Below are 18008 nucleotides of genomic sequence, written 5' to 3'. Positions count from 1 at the left end.
CGTGACCGCTTCTGCGACAGAGCTGCTCGAGCTGCTCGCCGTGCTCAGTGCTGCGTCGCGGTCTCCGCGCCGACACCGGTGAGCGAGCGGACCTCCATCTCCGCGTACTTCGCGGCGTTGAACTCCCGGCTCGTCACCGTCCCGATGTACCCGAGCAGGAAGCCGAGCGGGATCGAGATGATCCCCGGGTTGTCGAGCGGGAACCAGTGGAAGTCGACGCCCTGGAGCATCGAGGGGCTCTTGCCCGTCGCGGGGTCGATGGGCTTGCCCGACACCACCGGCGAGAACACGATGAGCGTGATCGCGCTGACGAGACCGCCGTAGATCGACCACAGCGCGCCCCGGGTGTTGAACCGCTTCCAGAACAGCGAGTAGAGGATCGTCGGCAGGTTCGCGCTCGCCGCGATGGCGAAGGCGAGGGCGACGAGGAACGCGATGTTCTGGCCCAGGGCGAAGATGCCGCCGACGATCGCGATGGCGCCGAGGACGAGCGCCGACATCCGCGCGACCTTGACCTCCTCCTCCGGCGTCGCCTTCCCGTGCTTGACGACGGTGTTGTAGATGTCGTGCGACAGCGACGCGCTCGCGGTGATGGTCAGGCCGGCGACGACCGCGAGGATCGTCGCGAAGGCCACCGCCGAGATGATCCCGAGGAGGATCTCGCCACCGAGGTGGAACGCGAGCAGCGGTGCTGCCGAGTTGACGGCCCCGGGCGCGGCCTTGATCTCCTTGGCCCCGACGAGCTCGGCGGCACCGAAGCCGAGGACGAGGGTGAACAGGTAGAAGATGCCGATGAGCCAGATCGCCCAGACCACCGAGCGGCGGGCCTCGCGCGAGGTCGGCACCGTGTAGAACCGCATGAGCACGTGCGGCAGGCCGGCCGTGCCGAGCACGAGGGCCATGGCCAGGGAGATGAAGTCGATCGGGTTCTTGTACTGCAGGCCCGGCGCGAGCAGGTCGCGCGTGCTGCCGTCGGCGGCCTTGGGGGCCGAGGCGGCGGCGTCACCGAGCAGCTGGCTGAGGTTGAAGCCGAACTGGCCGAGGACCCAGAGCGTCATGATGCCGGCGCCGATGATGAGCAGTACGGCCTTGATGATCTGCACCCACGTCGTGCCCTTCATGCCGCCGTAGATGACGTAGAAGATCATGATGAGGCCGACGACGGCGATGACGACACGCTGGCCGACCGCCCCCTCGACACCGAGCAGCAGTGCGACGAGGCCACCGGCGCCTGCCATCTGGGCGAGCAGGTAGAAGAACGACACGACGAGCGTCGAGATCGCCGCCGCGATGCGGACCGGGCGCTGGCGCAGCCGGAAGCTGAGCACGTCGGCCATCGTGTACTTGCCGACGTTGCGCAGCAGCTCGGCGACGAGCAGCAGCGCGACGAGCCAGGCGACGAGGAAGCCGATCGAGTAGAGGAAGCCGTCATAGCCGTTGAGGGCGATGGCTCCCGCGATGCCGAGGAAGCTCGCCGCCGACAGGTAGTCGCCCGCGATGGCGATGCCGTTCTGGCGGCCGGTGAAGGCGCGGCCGCCGGCGTAGTACTCCGCGGCGCTGCGGTTGTTGCGCGAGGCGCGGATGACGATGGCGAGGGTGACGACGACGAACAGGGCGAAGATGCCGATGTTGATCGCCGGGTTGCCGACCGTGGTGGCGGCGGGGGCGAAGGTCGCGACGGCGCTCACTGGTGGTGCCCTCCCATCTTCTGGGCGAGGGCCTCCGCGGCCGGGTCGAACTCCCGGTCGGCCCAGCGCGCGTAGTACATCGTGATGACGAAGGTGGAGACGAACTGGAGGAGGCCGAGGATGAGGCCCCACGTGATGTTGCCGAAGACGCGCGTGGCCATGAAGTCCTTGGCGAACACGGCGAGGAGGACGTAGAGGAAGTACCACGCGAGGAACAGCGCGGTCAGGGGGAACACGAAGCGGCGGAACTTGGTTCGCAGCTCGGCGAACTCGGCCGACTCCTGCATGGCGACGTTCGGGTCGACGTTCGGGTCGTCGGCCACGCGCTCTGGAGCTTCTTTGCTCACTGGCCACCTCCTGTGGTGGGTGATCGGGCGAGTGCCACCGTAGGAGCGTGGGCACCTGCCCGGAGGCCTCAGCGCGGCAGGCGTCGCCGAGCGGCCGAGGTCGTCGCCGTGCGCGGACTCAGCCGCGACGAGCGGTCGCGTTCGCGCGATGAGCGGTCGAGCCGACGGGGTGGAACGGCCCGCGGTCGAGGTGCAGGTGCTCGGGCGCGTGCAGCCGGACCATCGTGCGGGCGACGTGCTCGGGTCGGCGCGAGCGCGTCGCGAGCGAGGCGAGCACCATCGTCGCGAACGCCACCGGCACGGTGACGGCGGCCGGCTGGCTCATGAGGACGCCGAGCCGGCCGTCGGTCGCGATGCCGAAGGTCGTCGCGACGACCGACGCCATCGACAGCCCTCCCCCGACGACGAGCCCGCAGATCGCCCCCGGCGCGGTGAGCCCGCGCCACCAGATGCCGAGCACGAGCATCGGGCAGAACGTCGAGGCCGCGACGGCGAACGCCAGCTCGACCGCGTGCGCCACGGGCACACCTGCGGAGGCGACGGTGAGCAGGACTGCGAGGACGACGGCGAGCACGGTGGAGACGCGGAAGGAGGCGATGCCCTGGCGGTGACCGGAGCCCCACCGGACGAGGTCCTGGCTCAGCACGCCGGCCACCGACACCACGAGGCCCGTCGACGTCGACAGGAAGGCCGCGAAGGCGCCCGCGGCGAGCAGGGCCGTCAGCCCCTGGGCCGCGGCCCCGTCGAGCAGCCGGCTCGGCAGCTCGAGCACGACCGAGTCGGTGCGCCCGCTCGCGACGAGGTCTCCCGCGACGTGGCGGCCGAGCACGCCGTAGAGCACCGGCAGCAGGTAGAACCCGGACAGCAGCGTCAGGACGACGAGCGTCGTGCGGCGCGCGGCGCGCCCGTCACGGTTGGTGTAGAACCGCACGACGACGTGCGGCAGCCCCATGGTGCCGAGGAACGTCGCGAGCACGAGCGAGTACGTCAGGTAGAGGGCGTTCGGTCCACGCAGCGGCTCGACCCAGTCGGCGACGTCGACGGCCGCGACGACGGTCGCGGGGTCGCGCCGGGCGAACGCCCCGACGAGGAAGAAGAGCGGCGTCAGCAGCGCGACGAGCTTGAGCCAGTAGTGGAACGCCTGCACGAGCGTCACGCTGCGCATCCCGCCGGGCAGGACGCTGAGGCACACGACGAACGCGACGGCGAACTGCCCGACCCACGACGGCGCACCGGTCAGGGTGCGCAGCGTCAGGCCGGCCCCCTGGAACTGCGGGATGAGGTAGAGCATGCCGATGCCGACGACGAGCAGGCTCGACAGGCGCCGGGCCGGCAGCGACTCGAGGCGCAGCTGGGCGAAGTCGGGCAGCGTGTAGGCGCCCGACCGCCGCAGGGGCGCGGCGACGAAGACGAGCAGCAGCAGGTAGCCGGCGGTCCACCCGACCGGCAGCCAGAGCATGTCGACGCCGCGCGCGAGGATGAGCCCGGCGACACCGAGAAAGCTTGCGGCTGAGAGGTACTCACCGCTGATCGCCGACGCGTTGAGGATCGGGCTCACCCCGCGCGAGGCGACGTAGAAGTCGCTCATGGTGCGCGACAGGCGCAGCCCGAACGCCCCGACGGCCAGCGACGCGACCGACACGACGACCACGGCGACGACACCCACGACGCTGTTCACGGCCGGCCCTCAGCGCCCGTCGAGCAGGTCGCTGAAGCTCTCCTCGTTGCGCTCGGCCAGGCGCACGTAGACCCTGCCGAGCCCGATGATCTCGGCGAAGGCGACGAGCGTGAGCAGGACCCACGGCAGGGGGACGTCGAGCACGTCGGCGCGGCCGATCGCGGGCCACGCGTGCAGGACGAGCGGCAGCGCTCCGAGGGTCGCGGCGAGCACCGCGGCCACACCGAGCGCGAGCCGCAGCTGGCTGCGCATGAGCGAGGTGATGTACACCTCGCCGAGCGTGGTCTGTTCGTCGATCTCCGAGGCGATCGACGTCGTGCGCGTCCGGGCGGCCGCGGTGCGTGGGCTCGTGACGCGCACCCGCGCCGGTGGCGCCGACGCGGGTGCCGACGCGGGTGCCGACGCCGGTGCCGACGCCGGTGATGACGCCGGTGCCGACGCCGCGCCGGGGCCGTCCTGCGGTGCGTCGGGGGTCACGTCCGCCCCCGCGGCTGGGCCCGGCCGGCGAGCAGGTCGCGCAGCGCGCGGGTGTGCCGCCGGCTCACGACGAGCTCGTGCCCGCCGACGACGACGGTCGTGCGCCCGCCCTCGGTGCGCCACTCGCTGATGTGGGCGAGCGACACGAGCGAAGACCGGTGGATCCGCACGAACCCGGCGTCGCGCCACTGGTCGGCGAGCGTCGTCAGCGGCACACGCACGAGGTGGCTTCCCGATGCCGTGTGCAGCCGTGCGTAGTCGCCCTGCGCCTCGACGTAGAGCACCTCCGAGCGCGCGACGAGGCGGCTCACCCCGGCCAGCTCTACGACGATGCTCTCGTCCGGGGCCGGCGGCGCCGCCGCCTCGCCCTCCACGCGACGCACCACCTTGCGGACGGCCTGGTCGAGGCGGTCGTCGCGCACCGGCTTGAGCACGTAGTCGACGACGTTGAGCTCGAAGGCGTCGACGGCGTGCTGCTCGTGGGCCGTGACGAAGACGACCGGCGGCTGGGCCGTGAACCGGGACAGGACGCGCGCGAGGTCGAGGCCGCTGAGCCCCGGCATCTGCACGTCCATGAAGATCGCGTCGACGGTCTGCTCGTGCAGCACCCGCAGCGCCGCCTCCCCCGACTGCGCCGGCAGCACCTCGCCGACGCACTCGTGCCGGCCGAGCATCCAGACCAGCTCGTCGAGGGCCGGCGCTTCGTCGTCGACGGCCAGCACCCGCAGCGTCGTGGGGGTCATACGTGCACTCCGGGGCGGAACTTCGGCAGCCGGACGACGACCTTCGTGCCGGCGCCCTGGGCGGTCTCGACGACGAGACCGTACTCGTCGCCGTACGCGGCGCGCAGCCGCTCGTCGACGTTGGCCAGGCCCACCGAGTCGCTCGCCGGGTCGCCGGCGAGCACGCGGGCCACCCGCGCGGGGTCCTCCCCGACGCCGTTGTCCTCGATCGTCACGACGCACTCCTGGTCGACGTCCTGGGCCAGGATGCTGATCTCCCCCGGCCCGGCGCGGCCCTCGATGCCGTGGCGCACGGCGTTCTCCACGAGCGGCTGCAGGCACAGGAAGGGCACGACGACCGGCAGCACCTCGGGCGCGACGCGCAGCGTCACCGTGAGGCGGTCGCCGAAGCGGGCCTTCTCGATGACGAGGTAGGCCTCGATCGAGCGCAGCTCCTCGGCGAGCGTCGTGAACTCGCCGTGGCGACGGAAGGAGTACCGGGTGAACTCGGCGAGGTCGAGGAGCAGCTCGCGCGCTCGCTCAGGGTCGGTGCGCGTGAACGAGGCGATCGCGGTGAGCGAGTTGTACACGAAGTGTGGGCTGATCTGGGCCCGCAGCGCCCGCACCTCGGCCTCCATGAGGCGCGTCCGCGACGCGTCGAGCTCGGCGAGCTCGAGCTGGCCCGACACCCACCGGGCCACCTCGTTCGTCGCGCGGACCAGACCCGCCGAGGCCTGGTCGGTGAAGACCTGCAGCGTGCCGACGACCTTCTCCTCGACGTCGAGCGGGGCGACGACCGCCTGCCGCACGATGCACGACGGCTCGCCGCAGGCGACGTCGGGACCTCCGACCACGGCGGCCCGCCCGTGCTGCAGGGTTCCGGCAGCGATGACGACCGGCTGCTGGGCGTGGTGGGCCCGGCCGCCCTCCCACGCGAGCAGACGCGTCGTGTCGGTCATCGCGACGGCCGGCGCGCCGAGCAGCGAGCGCAGGTGCTTGAGCGAGCGCTCCGCCGCCTGCGGTGTCAGCCCGGCGCGCAGCGGCGGCGACGCGAGCAGGGCGGTGTGCAGCGTCCGGTACGCGGCCCGGTCGGCCTGCGTGCCGAGGTGACCGCGACGCAGCAGCGCGCCCCAGGTGCTCATGCGCACACCCTAGAGGCCGCGCGACCCCCGTGAGCGGGGCTCAGGCGTCGTCGGTGTCCTCGTCGCGCAGGTGCCACAGGCCCGAGCGGCGCTCGGCGTCGAGCTCCTCCTGCGTCGCGGCGCGCGCGGCGTAGCGGTCGCGCATCGCCTCGCGCTTCTCGTCGCGGGTCGGGCGGGAGGCGTCGTCGAGGCGAAGGTCGGTGCCGCGCACGCCGAGCAGCTCGGCGCCGGACTGCAGGGTCGGCTCCCAGTCGAAGACGACGGCGTCGTCGGTGGCGCCGATGACGACGGTGTCGCCCGCGACGGCGCCGACCTTGTACAGCCGGTCCTCGACGCCGAGGCGCGCGAGCCGGTCGGCGAGGTAGCCGACGGCCTCGTCGTTGCTGAAGTCGGTCTGGCGCACCCAGCGCACCGGGCGCTCACCGGTGACCCGGTAGAACGGGCCGTCGGGTCCGTTCTCCTTGGCCACGGTGAAGCCCTGGTCGTCGACCGAGCGCGGGCGCAGCACGACCCGCTTCGGGACGGCGGCCTCGGCCTCGATCTCCTTGCGGGCCTGCTCGACGTGGCGCGCCATGGCGAAGCCCAGCTCGTTCAGCCCCTGGTGGGCCACGGCCGAGACGATGAACACCTCGAGGCCGCGGGCCTCGAGGTCGGGCTTGACCATCTCGGCGAGCTCGCGCGCCTCGGGCACGTCGGCCTTGTTGAGCACGACGATGCGGGTGCGCTCGGCGATCGGGCGGCCGCCGAGGTCGGCGTCGGGCACGTAGAGCGACAGCTCGTTCTCGATGACGTCGAGGTCGGTCATCGGGTCGCGGCCGGGCTCGAGCGTCGCACAGTCGATGACGTGGACCAGCACGGAGCAGCGCTCGACGTGGCGCAGGAACTCCAGGCCCAGGCCCTTGCCCTCGTGGGCGCCTGGGATGAGGCCCGGGACGTCGGCGACGGTGAACCGGCTCGAGCCGGCTGTGACGACACCGAGGTTGGGCACGAGCGTCGTGAACGGGTAGTCGGCGATCTTCGGCCGCGCGGCGGACAGCACCGACACGAGCGAGGACTTGCCCGCGCTCGGGAAGCCGATCAGGGCGACATCGGCGAGCGTCTTCAACTCGAGGACGACGTCGATCTCCTCCCCCGGCTCACCCAGCAGCGCGAAGCCCGGCGCCTTGCGCCGCACCGACGACAGCGCCTTGTTGCCGAGGCCGCCGCGCCCGCCCCGCGCGATGACGTGCTCGGTACCCATCCCGACGAGGTCGGCGACGATCGCGCCCGACGCGTCCTTGACGACCGTGCCCTCCGGCACCGGCAGCACGAGGTCGGCGCCGTCGGCGCCGTTCTTCTCGTCGCCGGCGCCCGGGGCGCCGTTGCCGGCCTTGCGGTGCGGGTGGCGGTGGTAGTCGAGCAGCGTCGTGGACTGCGGGTCGACGCGCAGCACGACCGACCCGCCGTGACCACCGTTGCCGCCGTCCGGGCCGCCGAGCGGCTTGAACTTCTCACGGTGGACCGACGCGACGCCGTGCCCGCCGTTGCCGGCGGCCAGGTGCAGCACGACACGGTCGACGAAGGTCACTGCCATGGGAGGTCACTCTTCCAGTTCAGGGTGGGCCGGCGGCCTCCGCACGATCGGAGTGCCGGGTGGCCCGGGAAAGGCGGAAGGACGGGCCGCGCGGGCCCGCCCTTCCGGTACATCAGTGGTGATCGAGGCGATCACTCAGCGGCAGCGGTCTCCGGCTGCTCGATGTTGACGGTCTTGCGGCCGCGCTTGCTGCCGAACTTCACGGCGCCGGCGACGAGGGCGAACAGCGTGTCGTCGCCACCGCGACCGACGCCCTCACCCGGGTGGAAGTGCGTGCCGCGCTGACGGACGAGGATCTCGCCCGCGTTGACCTGCTGGCCGCCGAAGCGCTTGACGCCGAGTCGCTGTGCGTTCGAGTCGCGACCGTTGCGGGTCGAGGACGCACCCTTCTTGTGTGCCATGTCGTTGCTCCTTGTGAGGTCTGTGTGTCGGCCGGGTCAGGCGTCGATCGCGGTGATCTTGACCTGGGTCAGCGGCTGGCGGTGGCCCTGACGCTTCCGGTAGCCCGTCTTGTTCTTGTACTTCATGATCGTGATCTTCGGGCCCTTGGCGGCCTTCACGACCTCGGCCTTGACCGACGCCTTCGACAGCTTGGCGGCATCCGACGTGACGGTCGTGCCGTCGACGAGGAGCAGCGGCGCGAGCTCGACGGCGTCGCCGGGCTGACCCGTCACCTTGTCGATGAGCAGGACATCGCCCACCGAGACCTTCTCCTGGCGACCGCCAGCGCGAACAATCGCGTACACAGTGAAACTCACTCTCTTCGTTCAGGGGTGATCGCCGCTTTCGGAACCGGCCCGTCAACACGGGCCCGGTGGGCGCACCAAGGATCAAGGGTACCGGCAGGAGCGTGCTGCTCCAAACCGAGGTCAGGCGCCCTCGGCACCGCCGTCAGCGGTCGCCTTGGGCGGGCCGGCAGGAGCCACGACGCGGCCGCGGCGACGGCGTCCGCGCGCGGCGGGCGCCGGCTCCGGCGTCCGCTCGACAGCGGGCTCGGGCGTCGGCTCGGCAGCGGGCTCGGGCTGCTCGTCGACGGCACCGGGCACGTCGGACTCGAGCTCGACCGGGGTGCCCGCCTCGGCAGCCGCCGACGCGTCGGCGTCCTTCTCGGCGATCGGGGCGTCGTCGCCGCCCCACGGGCCGGAGTCCTCCGGGAAGGCATGCGGGTGGCCATCGGCGGACCGGCCCGACGTCGCCGCCCCGGCCGCCTGCCCGAGCTGCTCGAGCTGCTCGATCTGCTCGGCCGCGGTCGTCGCGCCCTTGATCGCGGCCGCGTGCGCGGCCGCGGCGATCTGGGCCGCGGTCGGCCCGGACGGCTTGTGGTCGGCGGCAGCGTCGTGGGCGGCCGGCGCCTGGGCGTTCGCGCCCTGGGATCCCTGGCCGGAGCCGCCCTGGTGGGCCGAGCCACCCTGACCACCCTGGTTGCCCTGGGTGCCCTGGGTGCCCTGACCGCCGGAGCCGCGCCCGCCACGCCGGCGGCTGTCGCCTGCCGGCTCGTGCTGGTGGGCACCCTTGTCGACGGGGTCGGTGGAGATGACGTAGCCGCGGCCGTTGCAGTGCTCGCACGTGTGCGAGAAGACCTCGATGAGGCCGGACCCGACGCGCTTGCGGGTCATCTGCACGAGCCCGAGCGAGGTGACCTCGGCGACCTGGTGCTTGGTCCGGTCGCGGCCCAGGCACTCGAGGAGGCGTCGCACGACGAGGTCGCGGTTGCTCTCCAGGACCATGTCGATGAAGTCGATGACGATGATGCCGCCGATGTCGCGCAGCCGCAGCTGACGAACGATCTCCTCGGCCGCCTCGAGGTTGTTCTTGGTGACGGTCTCCTCGAGGTTGCCGCCCGAACCGACGAACTTGCCGGTGTTGACGTCGACGACGGTCATCGCCTCGGTGCGGTCGATGACGAGCGAACCGCCTGAGGGCAGCCACACCTTGCGGTCCATGGCCTTGGACAGCTGCTCGTCGACGCGGTGGTGGGTGAAGAGGTCCTCCTCCGAGGTCCACTTCGTGACGCGGTCGGCGAGGTCGGGGGCCACAGCCGTGATGTACGGGTGGATCTCCTGCCAGGCCTGCTCGCCGGAGACGACCAGCTGCTTGAAGTCCTCGTTGAAGACGTCGCGGATGACGCGGACGGTGAGGTCGGGCTCGCCGTGCAGGAGCATCGGGGCCGATCCGCCGGTCGCGGAGCCGCTGCCGCCGTTCTTCTTCTTGCCCTTGCTCTTGCCGGCGCGCGGGGTGGAGCCGGCCTCGGCCTTGGCCTGGATGTCCTCCCACGTCGCGGTGAGGCGCTCGACGTCGGCGCGCAGCTCCTCCTCGCTCGCGCCCTCGGCGGCCGTGCGCACGATGACGCCCGCGGAGTCCGGCACGACCTCGCGCAGGATCTTCTTGAGGCGGGCGCGCTCGGTGTCGGGCAGCTTGCGGCTGATGCCGGTCATCGAGCTGTTCGGCACGTAGACGAGGTAGCGGCCGGGCAGGCTGATCTGCGAGGTGAGGCGCGCGCCCTTGTGGCCGATCGGGTCCTTGGTCACCTGGACGAGGACGGTCTGGCCCGAGCCGAGCGCGTTCTCGATGCGCTTGGGCTGGCCGGACTCGAGGCCAGCGGCGTCCCAGTTGACCTCGCCGGCGTAGAGCACGGCGTTGCGGCCCTTGCCGATGTCGACGAACGCCGCCTCCATCGAGGGCAGCACGTTCTGCACGCGGCCGAGGTAGATGTTGCCGGCCATCGACACGTTGGTGGCCTGGTCGATGTAGTGCTCGACGAGGACGTCGTCCTCGAGGACGCCCATCTGGGTGCGGCCGTCCTTGTTGCGCACGACCATGACGCGGTCGACGGCCTCGCGGCGGGCGAGGAACTCGGCCTCCGTGATGATGGTGCGGCGGCGACCGGCCTCGCGGCCCTCGCGGCGGCGCTGCTTCTTGGCCTCGAGGCGCGTCGAGCCCTTGACCGCGACCGGCTCGTCGCTGCGCGGCTGGCGCACGCGCGTCGAGACGCCGGGGCTGTCCTCAGCGGCGTCGCTGCCTGATCCGGCACGGCGACGCCGGCGACGGCGACGGCTCGAGCCGGTCTCCTCGTCACCCTCGGTGCCCTCGCCGGGCTCCTCAGCCGACGCGTCGGGCTCTCGGGCGTCCTGCGTGTCGCGGGCCGCACGGCTGCGGGTGCGCCGGCCCCGGCCGCTCTCCGGCTCGTTCGACGCGTCCTCGTCGGACTCGTCCTCGGCGTCCTGGTCGGACTCGGCGTCCGAGCCCCGACCCCGGCGGCCCTTGCCGCCACGGCGCCGGCGCGAGCGGCGCTGCGTCGTGTCGTCTCCGGTCTCCCGGTCCTCCTGCTCCTCGGCGGAGCCATCGGCGTCCTCCGCGGCAGCGGTGTCGGCGTCGGACTGTTCGAGGTCGGCCTGCTCGCCGGCGGCGTCATGGTCCTCGGGCTGCGGGCGGCGGCTGCGCGACCGGCGCGTCGGGACGCTGCTCGTGTCGGGGGCCTGGAAGAGGACGCTGAAGCTCGGGACGGCCGCGAGGGGGTCGACCTCCTCGGACTCCTCGTCGGCGTCCTCGGCGTCCTCGTCGTCCTCGAGCTCGTCGGCCTGCTCGTCGACGCTGGCGACGAGCTCCTCGAGCGCGGCGGCGGCACGGTCGCGCTTGGAGCTGCGGCGGCGTCGGCCGGGCGTCTCCTCGGCGGGGGCCTCGGCAGGCGTCTCGTCGGGTGCCTGCGTGGTGTCGGTCGCCTCCACGGACTCCGCGACCTCGGTGGGCTCGGTGGGCTCGGTGGGCTCGGTGGGCTCGGGGGGCTCGGGGGGCTGGGTGGGCTCGGTGGGCTCGGTGGGCTCGGTGGGCTCGGTGGGCTCGGTGGGCTCGGCCTTCTTGCGGCGCGTCCGCGTCGCCTTGGGCGCCTCGCCGGACGCCGCGGCCTTGGTCGTGCGGCTCGCACGCTTGCGCGGGGTGCGGGCCGGTGCGGCGTCGGTGGCCTCCGCGGCCTCGGGAGCCTCGCTAGCCTCTGCGGCGCTCTCCGAGGCGGGCCCGGTGGGCTCGGTGGGCTCGGGGGCCGGCGCGGGGGCGGCCGCCTTCTTGGTGACGCGCCGCGAGGCCCGCTTGCGCGGGGCCGGCGCGCTGGGCGCGTCGGCGGTGTGATCGCCGTCGAAGAGGTTCGGGGCCCCGGTCGCGGTGGTGGCCTCGGTGCCTTCGGTCGATCCGGTGGTGTCGTTGGGTGCCATTTGGCAGCCTCCCGTCAGGAGCGGTGTGACCCACACCGCGGCCTGGGCCGTCGCCACCGCTCGAAACGCGGTTTGAGTCGTCCCGGTGTGACCCGTGACGGAAGTCGATGCGTTACACCCGGTCCCGGTTCGCGCTGGGCGCGGCCCCGGTCCCTCGTGCCGTCGGCGCTCTCGTCGGCAGCCGGTTCGCCGTCATGGCCGGTTGGTCATGTCAGTGGGTCGGTCACCCTCGCGGTTGCGGTGTCGAGCGGTCCCTGCGCCAGACGCGTCACCAGTGGCGGACGCGGAGGCTGCAGGTCGGCGATCTCACGCAGCGCGGTCAGAATGTCGTCGGGGCGTACGGCAGGTGTGGTGTGTCGTACGACCATGCGCAGTATCGCACAGTCGGCCGGGATCGCGAGCGAGGCGGCCACGTCGCCGTTCACGACCGCCGTGTCGGCCGGGCGCCCGGTGCGGGCGGAGACGATCGCCCCGCGCACGTCGAAGGTCCGGGGGCCCGACTTCGTCACACGCGTCACCTCGGCGACCTCCCGTGCGAGGAGGGCCTCCACCGCGTCCGTGAGCACGTCGACGGGCAGCCCGTCGTAGACGAGGAGCCAGTCGCTGGCCTCGAGCCGGTCCGCGAGCGCGCCGGGGGCCGCCTCGACGACCTCGACGATGTCGATGCCGTCGGGCAGCGCCTCGTCGAGGGCGACCCGCACCGACTCCGGGTCGACGCGGGAGGTGACGGCGATCTCGACGTACTCCGCCTCGGACGCCGTTCCCGTCGCCGCGGCGTTCGCATAACTGATCTTCGGGTGCGGGTGGAAGCCGGCCGAGAAGGCCATCGGCACGTCGGCGCGACGCAGCGCCCGCTCCAGGGCGCGCTGGAAGTCGCGGCTCGAGGTGAAGCGGAGGCGTCCGCGCTTGGTGTAGCGGATGCGGAGCTTCTGGACGGCGGGGGCCGGGGGCGGACCCTCGGGGACGCGCTGACGAGCCTGACGAGCCATGCGCGGAAGGCTACCGGCGCAGCCGCCGTGGCCCCGAACCCGCGTCGCTGACGGGCGTCAGTCCTCCGTCGCGAAGCCGCGCCGCTCGTCGGCCAGGCGGCGACGCTCCTGCGCCTCCTGAGCATCGAGGCGGTCGGCCTCCTCGAGCGTCGGGGCGGTGCCGCCGAGGCTCGCCGGCAGGTAGCGCAGGTCGGCGCCACGCAGCGGCTCGTACGCGGCGCGGGCGACGTCGAGCAGCTCCTGCATGACGGCCTTGTAGCGGGCCGTCACCTCGTCGGGGTCGGCGTCGGGCGCCACCGGGATCGGCTCGCCGACGTTGATGAGGATCGGGACGTTGGTGCGGCCGAGGCGGCGCGGCAGGCCCTTGGACCACACCCGCTGCGACCCCCAGATGACGGTCGGCAGGATCGGCACCCCGGCCTCGGCGGCCATCCGCGCCGCGCCGTTCTTGAAGGCCTTGAGCTCGAAGGAGCGCGAGATCGTCGCCTCCGGGAAGACACCGACGATCTCGCCGTCGCGGAGGGCCTCGACGGCGGCCTCGTAGGAGGCGGCGCCGGCGGTGCGGTCGACGGGGATGTGGTGCATGCCCCGCATGAGCGGACCGCTGACCGGGTGGCTGAAGACGCCGTCCTTGGCCATGAACCGCACGAGCCGGTCCGAGCGCCGCGCCGCGAGGCCCGCGTAGGCGAAGTCGAAGTAGCCGGTGTGGTTCACCGTCATGACGGCACCACCCACGCGGGGCACGTTCTCGTCGCCGAGGATCGTGAAGTGCAGGCCCTGCAGGGCGAAGACGCCTCGGGCGAACCCGATGACCGACGAGTAGACCGGCTCCATGGGGGACATGCTGCCCTGTCGCCGCCGACCTCGGCACGTCCCACACCGGCGGATGGGCCCGACGCGCGCCGCGGTGAGCGTGCCCAACGGTGACCACGTGAGCGGTGTCACGGGCCGCGACCGGCCCCGCGGTAACGCGGTCGAGGGCATCCCGGGCCGCATGGAAGGATTGGGCGCATGACTGACGCACCTGCACCCACGACCTCGCGGATCCCCGAGCGCCCGACGCTCGACGGCCTCGAGGAGAAGTGGATGCAGGTATGGAAGGACGAGCAGACCTACGCCTTCGACCGGACACGGGCCCTGGAGCTGCCGCGCGAGCAGGTCTTCGCCATCGACACGCCCCCGCCCACCGCGTCTGGGAGCCTGCACGTCGGGCACGTGTTCTCCTACACCCACACCGACTGCATGGCGCGCTACAAGCGGATGCAGGGCCTCGAGGTGTTCTACCCGATCGGCTGGGACGACAACGGCCTGCCCACCGAGCGTCGCGTGCAGAACTACTACGGCGTGCGCGGTGACGCGACCCTCCCCTACGTCGAGGGCTACGAGCCGCCGTTCAGCGAGGGCGTCGACGCCAAGGGCAAGGCGATCAAGGCGGCCGACCAGCAGCCGATCAGCCGCAAGAACTTCATCGAGCTGTGCGACGTCCTCACCGTCAAGGACGAGGTGACCTTCGAGTCGCTGTTCCGCCGTCTCGGCTTCTCGCTGGACTGGGACATCTCCTACCGGACCATCGACGAGCGCTCGCGCGCCGTGGCCCAGCAGGCGTTCCTGCGCAACCTCGAGCGCGGCGAGGCCTACCAGAGCGAGGCGCCCGGCCTCTGGGACGTGACGTTCCAGACCGCCGTGGCCCAGGCAGAGCTCGAGGCCCGCGACTACCCGGGCGCCTACCACCGGGTCGCCTTCCACCGTGACGGCGGCGAGCCGGTCTTCATCGAGACGACGCGTCCCGAGCTCATCCCGTCGGTCGTGGCCCTCATCGCCCACCCCGACGACGAGCGATACCAGCCGCTCTTCGGCACGACGGTCACCTCGCCGCTCTTCGGCGTCGAGGTGCCGGTGGTCGCGCACCACGCAGCCGAGATGGACAAGGGCGCCGGCATCGCCATGTGCTGCACCTTCGGTGACCTCACCGACGTCATCTGGTGGCGCGAGCTGCGGCTGCCGATCCGCTCGCTCGTCACCCGCAACGGACGCCTCCAGGCCGACACGCCCGAGTGGCTCGCCGGCGGCCCCGGCGAGGCGCTCTACGCCGAGCACCTCGCGACGAAGACGACGTTCAGCGCGCGCGAGGCCGTCGTGGCCGCGCTGCGCGAGTCGGGCGACCTCGACGGCGAGCCGCAGAAGACCCAGCGCAAGGCGAACTTCTACGAGAAGGGCGACAAGCCGCTCGAGATCGTCACCTCGCGCCAGTGGTACATCCGCAACGGCGGCCGCGAGGCCGACCTGCGTGCGGCCCTCGTGGCCCGCGGCGACGAGGTCGACTTCCACCCGGCCTTCATGCGCTCGCGCTACAAGAACTGGGTCGAGGGCCTCAACGGCGACTGGCTCATCAGCCGTCAGCGGTTCTTCGGCGTGCCGTTCCCGGTCTGGTACCCGGTCACCGCCGAGGGCGAGACCGACCACGACCACCCGATCGTGGCCCCCGAGTCGGCGCTGCCCGTCGACCCGCAGATCGACGTGCCCGAGGGCTACGACGAGAGCCAGCGTGGTGTGCCGGGCGGCTTCGTCGCCGACCCCGACATCATGGACACGTGGGCCACGTCCTCGCTCTCCCCGCAGATCGCGGCCGGCTGGCCCGTGCGCGGCGGCGAGGGCCCGGGCTCGGACGCCGAGCTGTTCGAGGCGATCTTCCCGATGGACATGCGCCCGCAGGCCCATGACATCATCCGCACCTGGCTCTTCGCCACGGTGACACGCGCCCACTTCGAGCACGGCACCGTGCCGTGGCGCAACGCGGCCATCAGCGGCTGGATCCTCGACCCCGACCGCAAGAAGATGAGCAAGTCCAAGGGCAACGCCGAGACGCCCGAGGACGTCGTCGTGGCCCACGGCGCCGACGCCGTGCGCTACTGGGCGGCGTCGGGACGCCTCGGCACCGACGCGGCCTACGACACCGGCCAGATGAAGGTCGGTCGTCGCCTCGCGATCAAGGTGCTCAACGCGAGCAAGTTCGCCCTCGGCTTCGGTGACGTCTCCGGCGACCTGCGCGCCGCCGTGACCAACCCGCTCGACCTGTCGATGCTCGCGGCGCTCGGCGACGTCGTCGACAAGGCGACGCACGGGTTCGAGGCCTGGGACTACACCCGCTCCCTCGAGGTCACCGAGACGTTCTTCTGGACGTTCTGCGACGACTACCTCGAGCTCGTCAAGGACCGCGCCTACGGCGGCCAGGGCGACGCCGAGGCGGCCTCGGCCCGGGCGGCGCTGCGGCTCGCGCTCGACACCCTGCTGCGCCTGCTCGCTCCGTTCATCCCGTACGCCACCGAGGAGGTGTGGTCGTGGTTCGGTGAGGGCTCGCTGCACCGCCAGACCTGGCCCACCCGTGACGCGCTTCCCGCCGGTGGCGACGCCGCCGTGCTCGTGACCGTCGGACAGGCCCTGGCGTCGGTCCGCAAGGTCAAGTCCGAGGCCAAGCTCGGCATGCGCGCCGAGATCCGCACCATGACCCTGGTCGGCCTGCCCGAGGAGCTCGAGCGGGTCCGCGCCGCCGAGGCGGACCTGCGCGCCAGCGGGCGCATCACCGACCTCGCCTACGCCGAGGGCGACGGCATCGAGGTCCGCGACGCCGACCTCGTGCCCGTCGAGAAGGACCGCGCCCGGGCCTGACCACCCTGACCTGCTGCGTGGGCGGTCCCCGGCCGGGGGCCGCCCACGGTCGTCCCCGGCACCCGGTTGGACGGGCGACGTGTCAGGACGACAACGATCGGCGGGGTCGCACGGTCGAGTCGTCCCCCGCGGCATATCGTGACCCGCATGTCGAGACGGGGGACGGTCGCCGCTGCCGTGGCCGGGGTCGTCGTCGCCGTGGCGCTCGTCGTGGCCGCCACGGGCCCCTCGGTCCCGGTCCTCTCGCGGCCCGCCACGACCGTGTCGTTCTCGGAGGTGCCGACGACGACCATCCGGCCGTCGACACCGCCGCCCTCGCCCGTCACGTCGTGGAAGGACATCACCCCGAGCACCCCGTCACCCCTCTGGGGCCTGCTCGTCCAGGTCGTCATCGCGCTCGTCGCCATCGGCGTGCTCGCCGTGCTCGCCCAGGTCGTCATCGCCGTGCTGCGGCGCCCGAGGGTGCTCCGGCATGACGAGCCGGGGTTCGAGGCGCCCGCCGTGCCGGAGGAGCTGCTCGCCGGGGCCAGGGCCGGCATCGACCTGCTGCTGACCGGCGAGCCCCGCAACGCCATCGTCGCGGCCTGGCTGAGCCTCGAGACGGCCGCGGCGGCCACGGGCCTGCCGCGCGACCCGGCCGAGACGTCCACCGAGTACACCGCCCGCGTCATCGGCACGTGGGCCGTCGACCGCGACCGCCTCGCCGACCTCGCGGCGCTCTACCGCGAGGCCCGCTTCTCGGTCCACGACCTCGGCGAGGGCCACCGCGACCGCGCCGTGTCCGACCTCCAGGTGCTGCACGCCGACCTCGAGCGCGTCGCGGGCGCCGGGACCGGCCCCGCGCCAGAGGGGGCCGACGGTGGCCGCTGACCGAGGGCGTCGCGGACGCCACGCGCCCCCGCCGACCGGGCCGACGCGTCACGTGGCCGGGCTGCGGGAGCTGCTCGCCCCGTGGCGGCGACGCATCGTCGCGGTGCTGCTGACGTGGCTCGGGTTCGTCGCGGCCACCGCCCTGCTCGGCCTGACGCCCGACGCGCCACGGCTGCTGACGCTCCTCGTGGCCGGCTTCGTCATCGCGTGGCACGTCATCGACCACGTCGGCTCGCTCGGGCGCACCGTGTGGCCGCTCGTCGACGGCGACCTCGGCTCCGGTGGCCGCGGCAACGACTTCCGGGTCACCAACCTCGCCGCGCGCCTCCAGGCGGCCGACGTCGACGGCGAGGGGCGAGAGGCGCTCGTGCACGACCTGCACGTGCAGCTGCAGGAGCTCATCCGCGAACGCCTGTTCGTCCGCCACGGGCTCGTCGTCGAGGACGAGCCGCGCTGGTCCGAGGGCGTCACGCCGCCCGAGCTGTGGCAGCTGCTCGTCGCGCTGCCCCCGACCGACCTCTACCGTCCGGCCCGGCTGGACCCGATCCTCCGACGAATCGAGCAGTGGTAACCCATGACCGAGAGGGAGCCCGAGATGGACTCACAGCTGACGCCGACGACGTCCGGAGCGACGACCGGGGCGTCCGGGAC

General features: G+C 72.6%; 15 protein-coding genes. 3 read left to right on the top strand and 12 right to left on the bottom strand.

Annotated elements, in window-relative coordinates; all coding sequences use genetic code 11:
• Window positions 1–44: 44 nt before the first annotated feature.
• From RY076_RS15675 to RY076_RS15620, 12 genes are all read right to left on the bottom strand, one after another.
• Complete coding sequence (locus tag RY076_RS15675; protein WP_323099717.1) at window positions 45–1688, bottom strand: solute symporter family protein; 1644 nt, start codon at window positions 1686–1688, stop codon at window positions 45–47.
• Window positions 1685–1975 (bottom strand): DUF485 domain-containing protein, encoded by a 291-nt coding sequence (locus RY076_RS15670; protein WP_323099840.1) that lies wholly within the window; start codon window positions 1973–1975, stop codon window positions 1685–1687. The genes RY076_RS15675 and RY076_RS15670 overlap by 4 nt, the downstream gene beginning before the upstream one ends.
• Before the next feature lie 178 nt (window positions 1976–2153).
• The gene (locus tag RY076_RS15665) at window positions 2154–3713 is read right to left on the bottom strand and encodes a sodium/solute symporter (RefSeq protein WP_323099714.1); all 1560 of its coding nucleotides are present in this window, start codon (window positions 3711–3713) and stop codon (window positions 2154–2156) included.
• Window positions 3714–3722: 9 nt separating this feature from the next.
• Entirely contained in the window at window positions 3723–4190 is a 468-nt protein-coding gene (locus RY076_RS15660; protein WP_323099712.1) for a hypothetical protein, read from the bottom strand.
• Entirely contained in the window at window positions 4187–4933 is a 747-nt protein-coding gene (locus tag RY076_RS15655; RefSeq protein WP_323099709.1) for a LytR/AlgR family response regulator transcription factor, read from the bottom strand. The genes RY076_RS15660 and RY076_RS15655 overlap by 4 nt, the downstream gene beginning before the upstream one ends.
• On the bottom strand, window positions 4930–6054 hold the full coding sequence (locus tag RY076_RS15650) for a sensor histidine kinase (RefSeq protein ID WP_323099706.1): 1125 nt from the start codon (window positions 6052–6054) through the stop codon (window positions 4930–4932). Before RY076_RS15650 ends, RY076_RS15655 begins: the two co-directional genes overlap by 4 nt.
• A 40-nt stretch (window positions 6055–6094) precedes the next feature.
• A complete protein-coding gene (gene obgE / locus RY076_RS15645) occupies window positions 6095–7627 on the bottom strand; it encodes a GTPase ObgE (protein ID WP_323099705.1) in 1533 nt (510 codons plus the stop codon).
• A 131-nt stretch (window positions 7628–7758) separates the two neighbouring features.
• Window positions 7759–8028, bottom strand: a complete 270-nt coding sequence (gene rpmA, locus RY076_RS15640; protein ID WP_323099703.1) for a 50S ribosomal protein L27 — start codon at window positions 8026–8028, stop codon at window positions 7759–7761.
• 36 nt (window positions 8029–8064) lie between these two features.
• Entirely contained in the window at window positions 8065–8373 is a 309-nt protein-coding gene (rplU, locus tag RY076_RS15635; protein ID WP_323099701.1) for a 50S ribosomal protein L21, read from the bottom strand.
• A 123-nt stretch (window positions 8374–8496) separates the two neighbouring features.
• Entirely contained in the window at window positions 8497–11832 is a 3336-nt protein-coding gene (locus RY076_RS15630) for an Rne/Rng family ribonuclease (RefSeq protein WP_323099699.1), read from the bottom strand.
• A gap of 206 nt (window positions 11833–12038) precedes the next feature.
• Window positions 12039–12821, bottom strand: a complete 783-nt coding sequence (locus RY076_RS15625) for a TIGR03936 family radical SAM-associated protein (protein ID WP_323099696.1) — start codon at window positions 12819–12821, stop codon at window positions 12039–12041.
• Window positions 12822–12878: 57 nt separating this feature from the next.
• The gene (locus tag RY076_RS15620; RefSeq protein ID WP_323099693.1) at window positions 12879–13655 is read right to left on the bottom strand and encodes a lysophospholipid acyltransferase family protein; all 777 of its coding nucleotides are present in this window, start codon (window positions 13653–13655) and stop codon (window positions 12879–12881) included.
• Window positions 13656–13832: 177 nt separating this feature from the next.
• Here RY076_RS15620 and valS point away from each other — a divergent pair, with 177 nt between their 5' ends.
• The 3 genes from valS to RY076_RS15605 all read left to right on the top strand — a co-directional run bounded on the left by valS (window position 13833) and on the right by RY076_RS15605 (window position 17928).
• Entirely contained in the window at window positions 13833–16487 is a 2655-nt protein-coding gene (gene valS, locus RY076_RS15615; protein WP_323099690.1) for a valine--tRNA ligase, read from the top strand.
• Between the two features lie 147 nt (window positions 16488–16634).
• Window positions 16635–17357, top strand: coding sequence for a DUF4129 domain-containing protein (locus tag RY076_RS15610; RefSeq protein WP_323099688.1), 723 nt, complete (start codon window positions 16635–16637; stop codon window positions 17355–17357).
• Window positions 17347–17928: a hypothetical protein gene (locus tag RY076_RS15605; RefSeq protein WP_323099685.1), complete on the top strand. Its 582-nt coding sequence runs from the start codon at window positions 17347–17349 to the stop codon at window positions 17926–17928. The genes RY076_RS15610 and RY076_RS15605 overlap by 11 nt, the downstream gene beginning before the upstream one ends.
• Window positions 17929–18008: the final 80 nt, after the last annotated feature.

It is taken from the genome of Intrasporangium zincisolvens (assembly GCF_034724055.1).
Taxonomy (GTDB): Bacteria; Actinomycetota; Actinomycetes; order Actinomycetales; family Dermatophilaceae; genus Monashia; species Monashia zincisolvens.
This window is presented reverse-complemented; position numbering and strand designations above follow the sequence as displayed.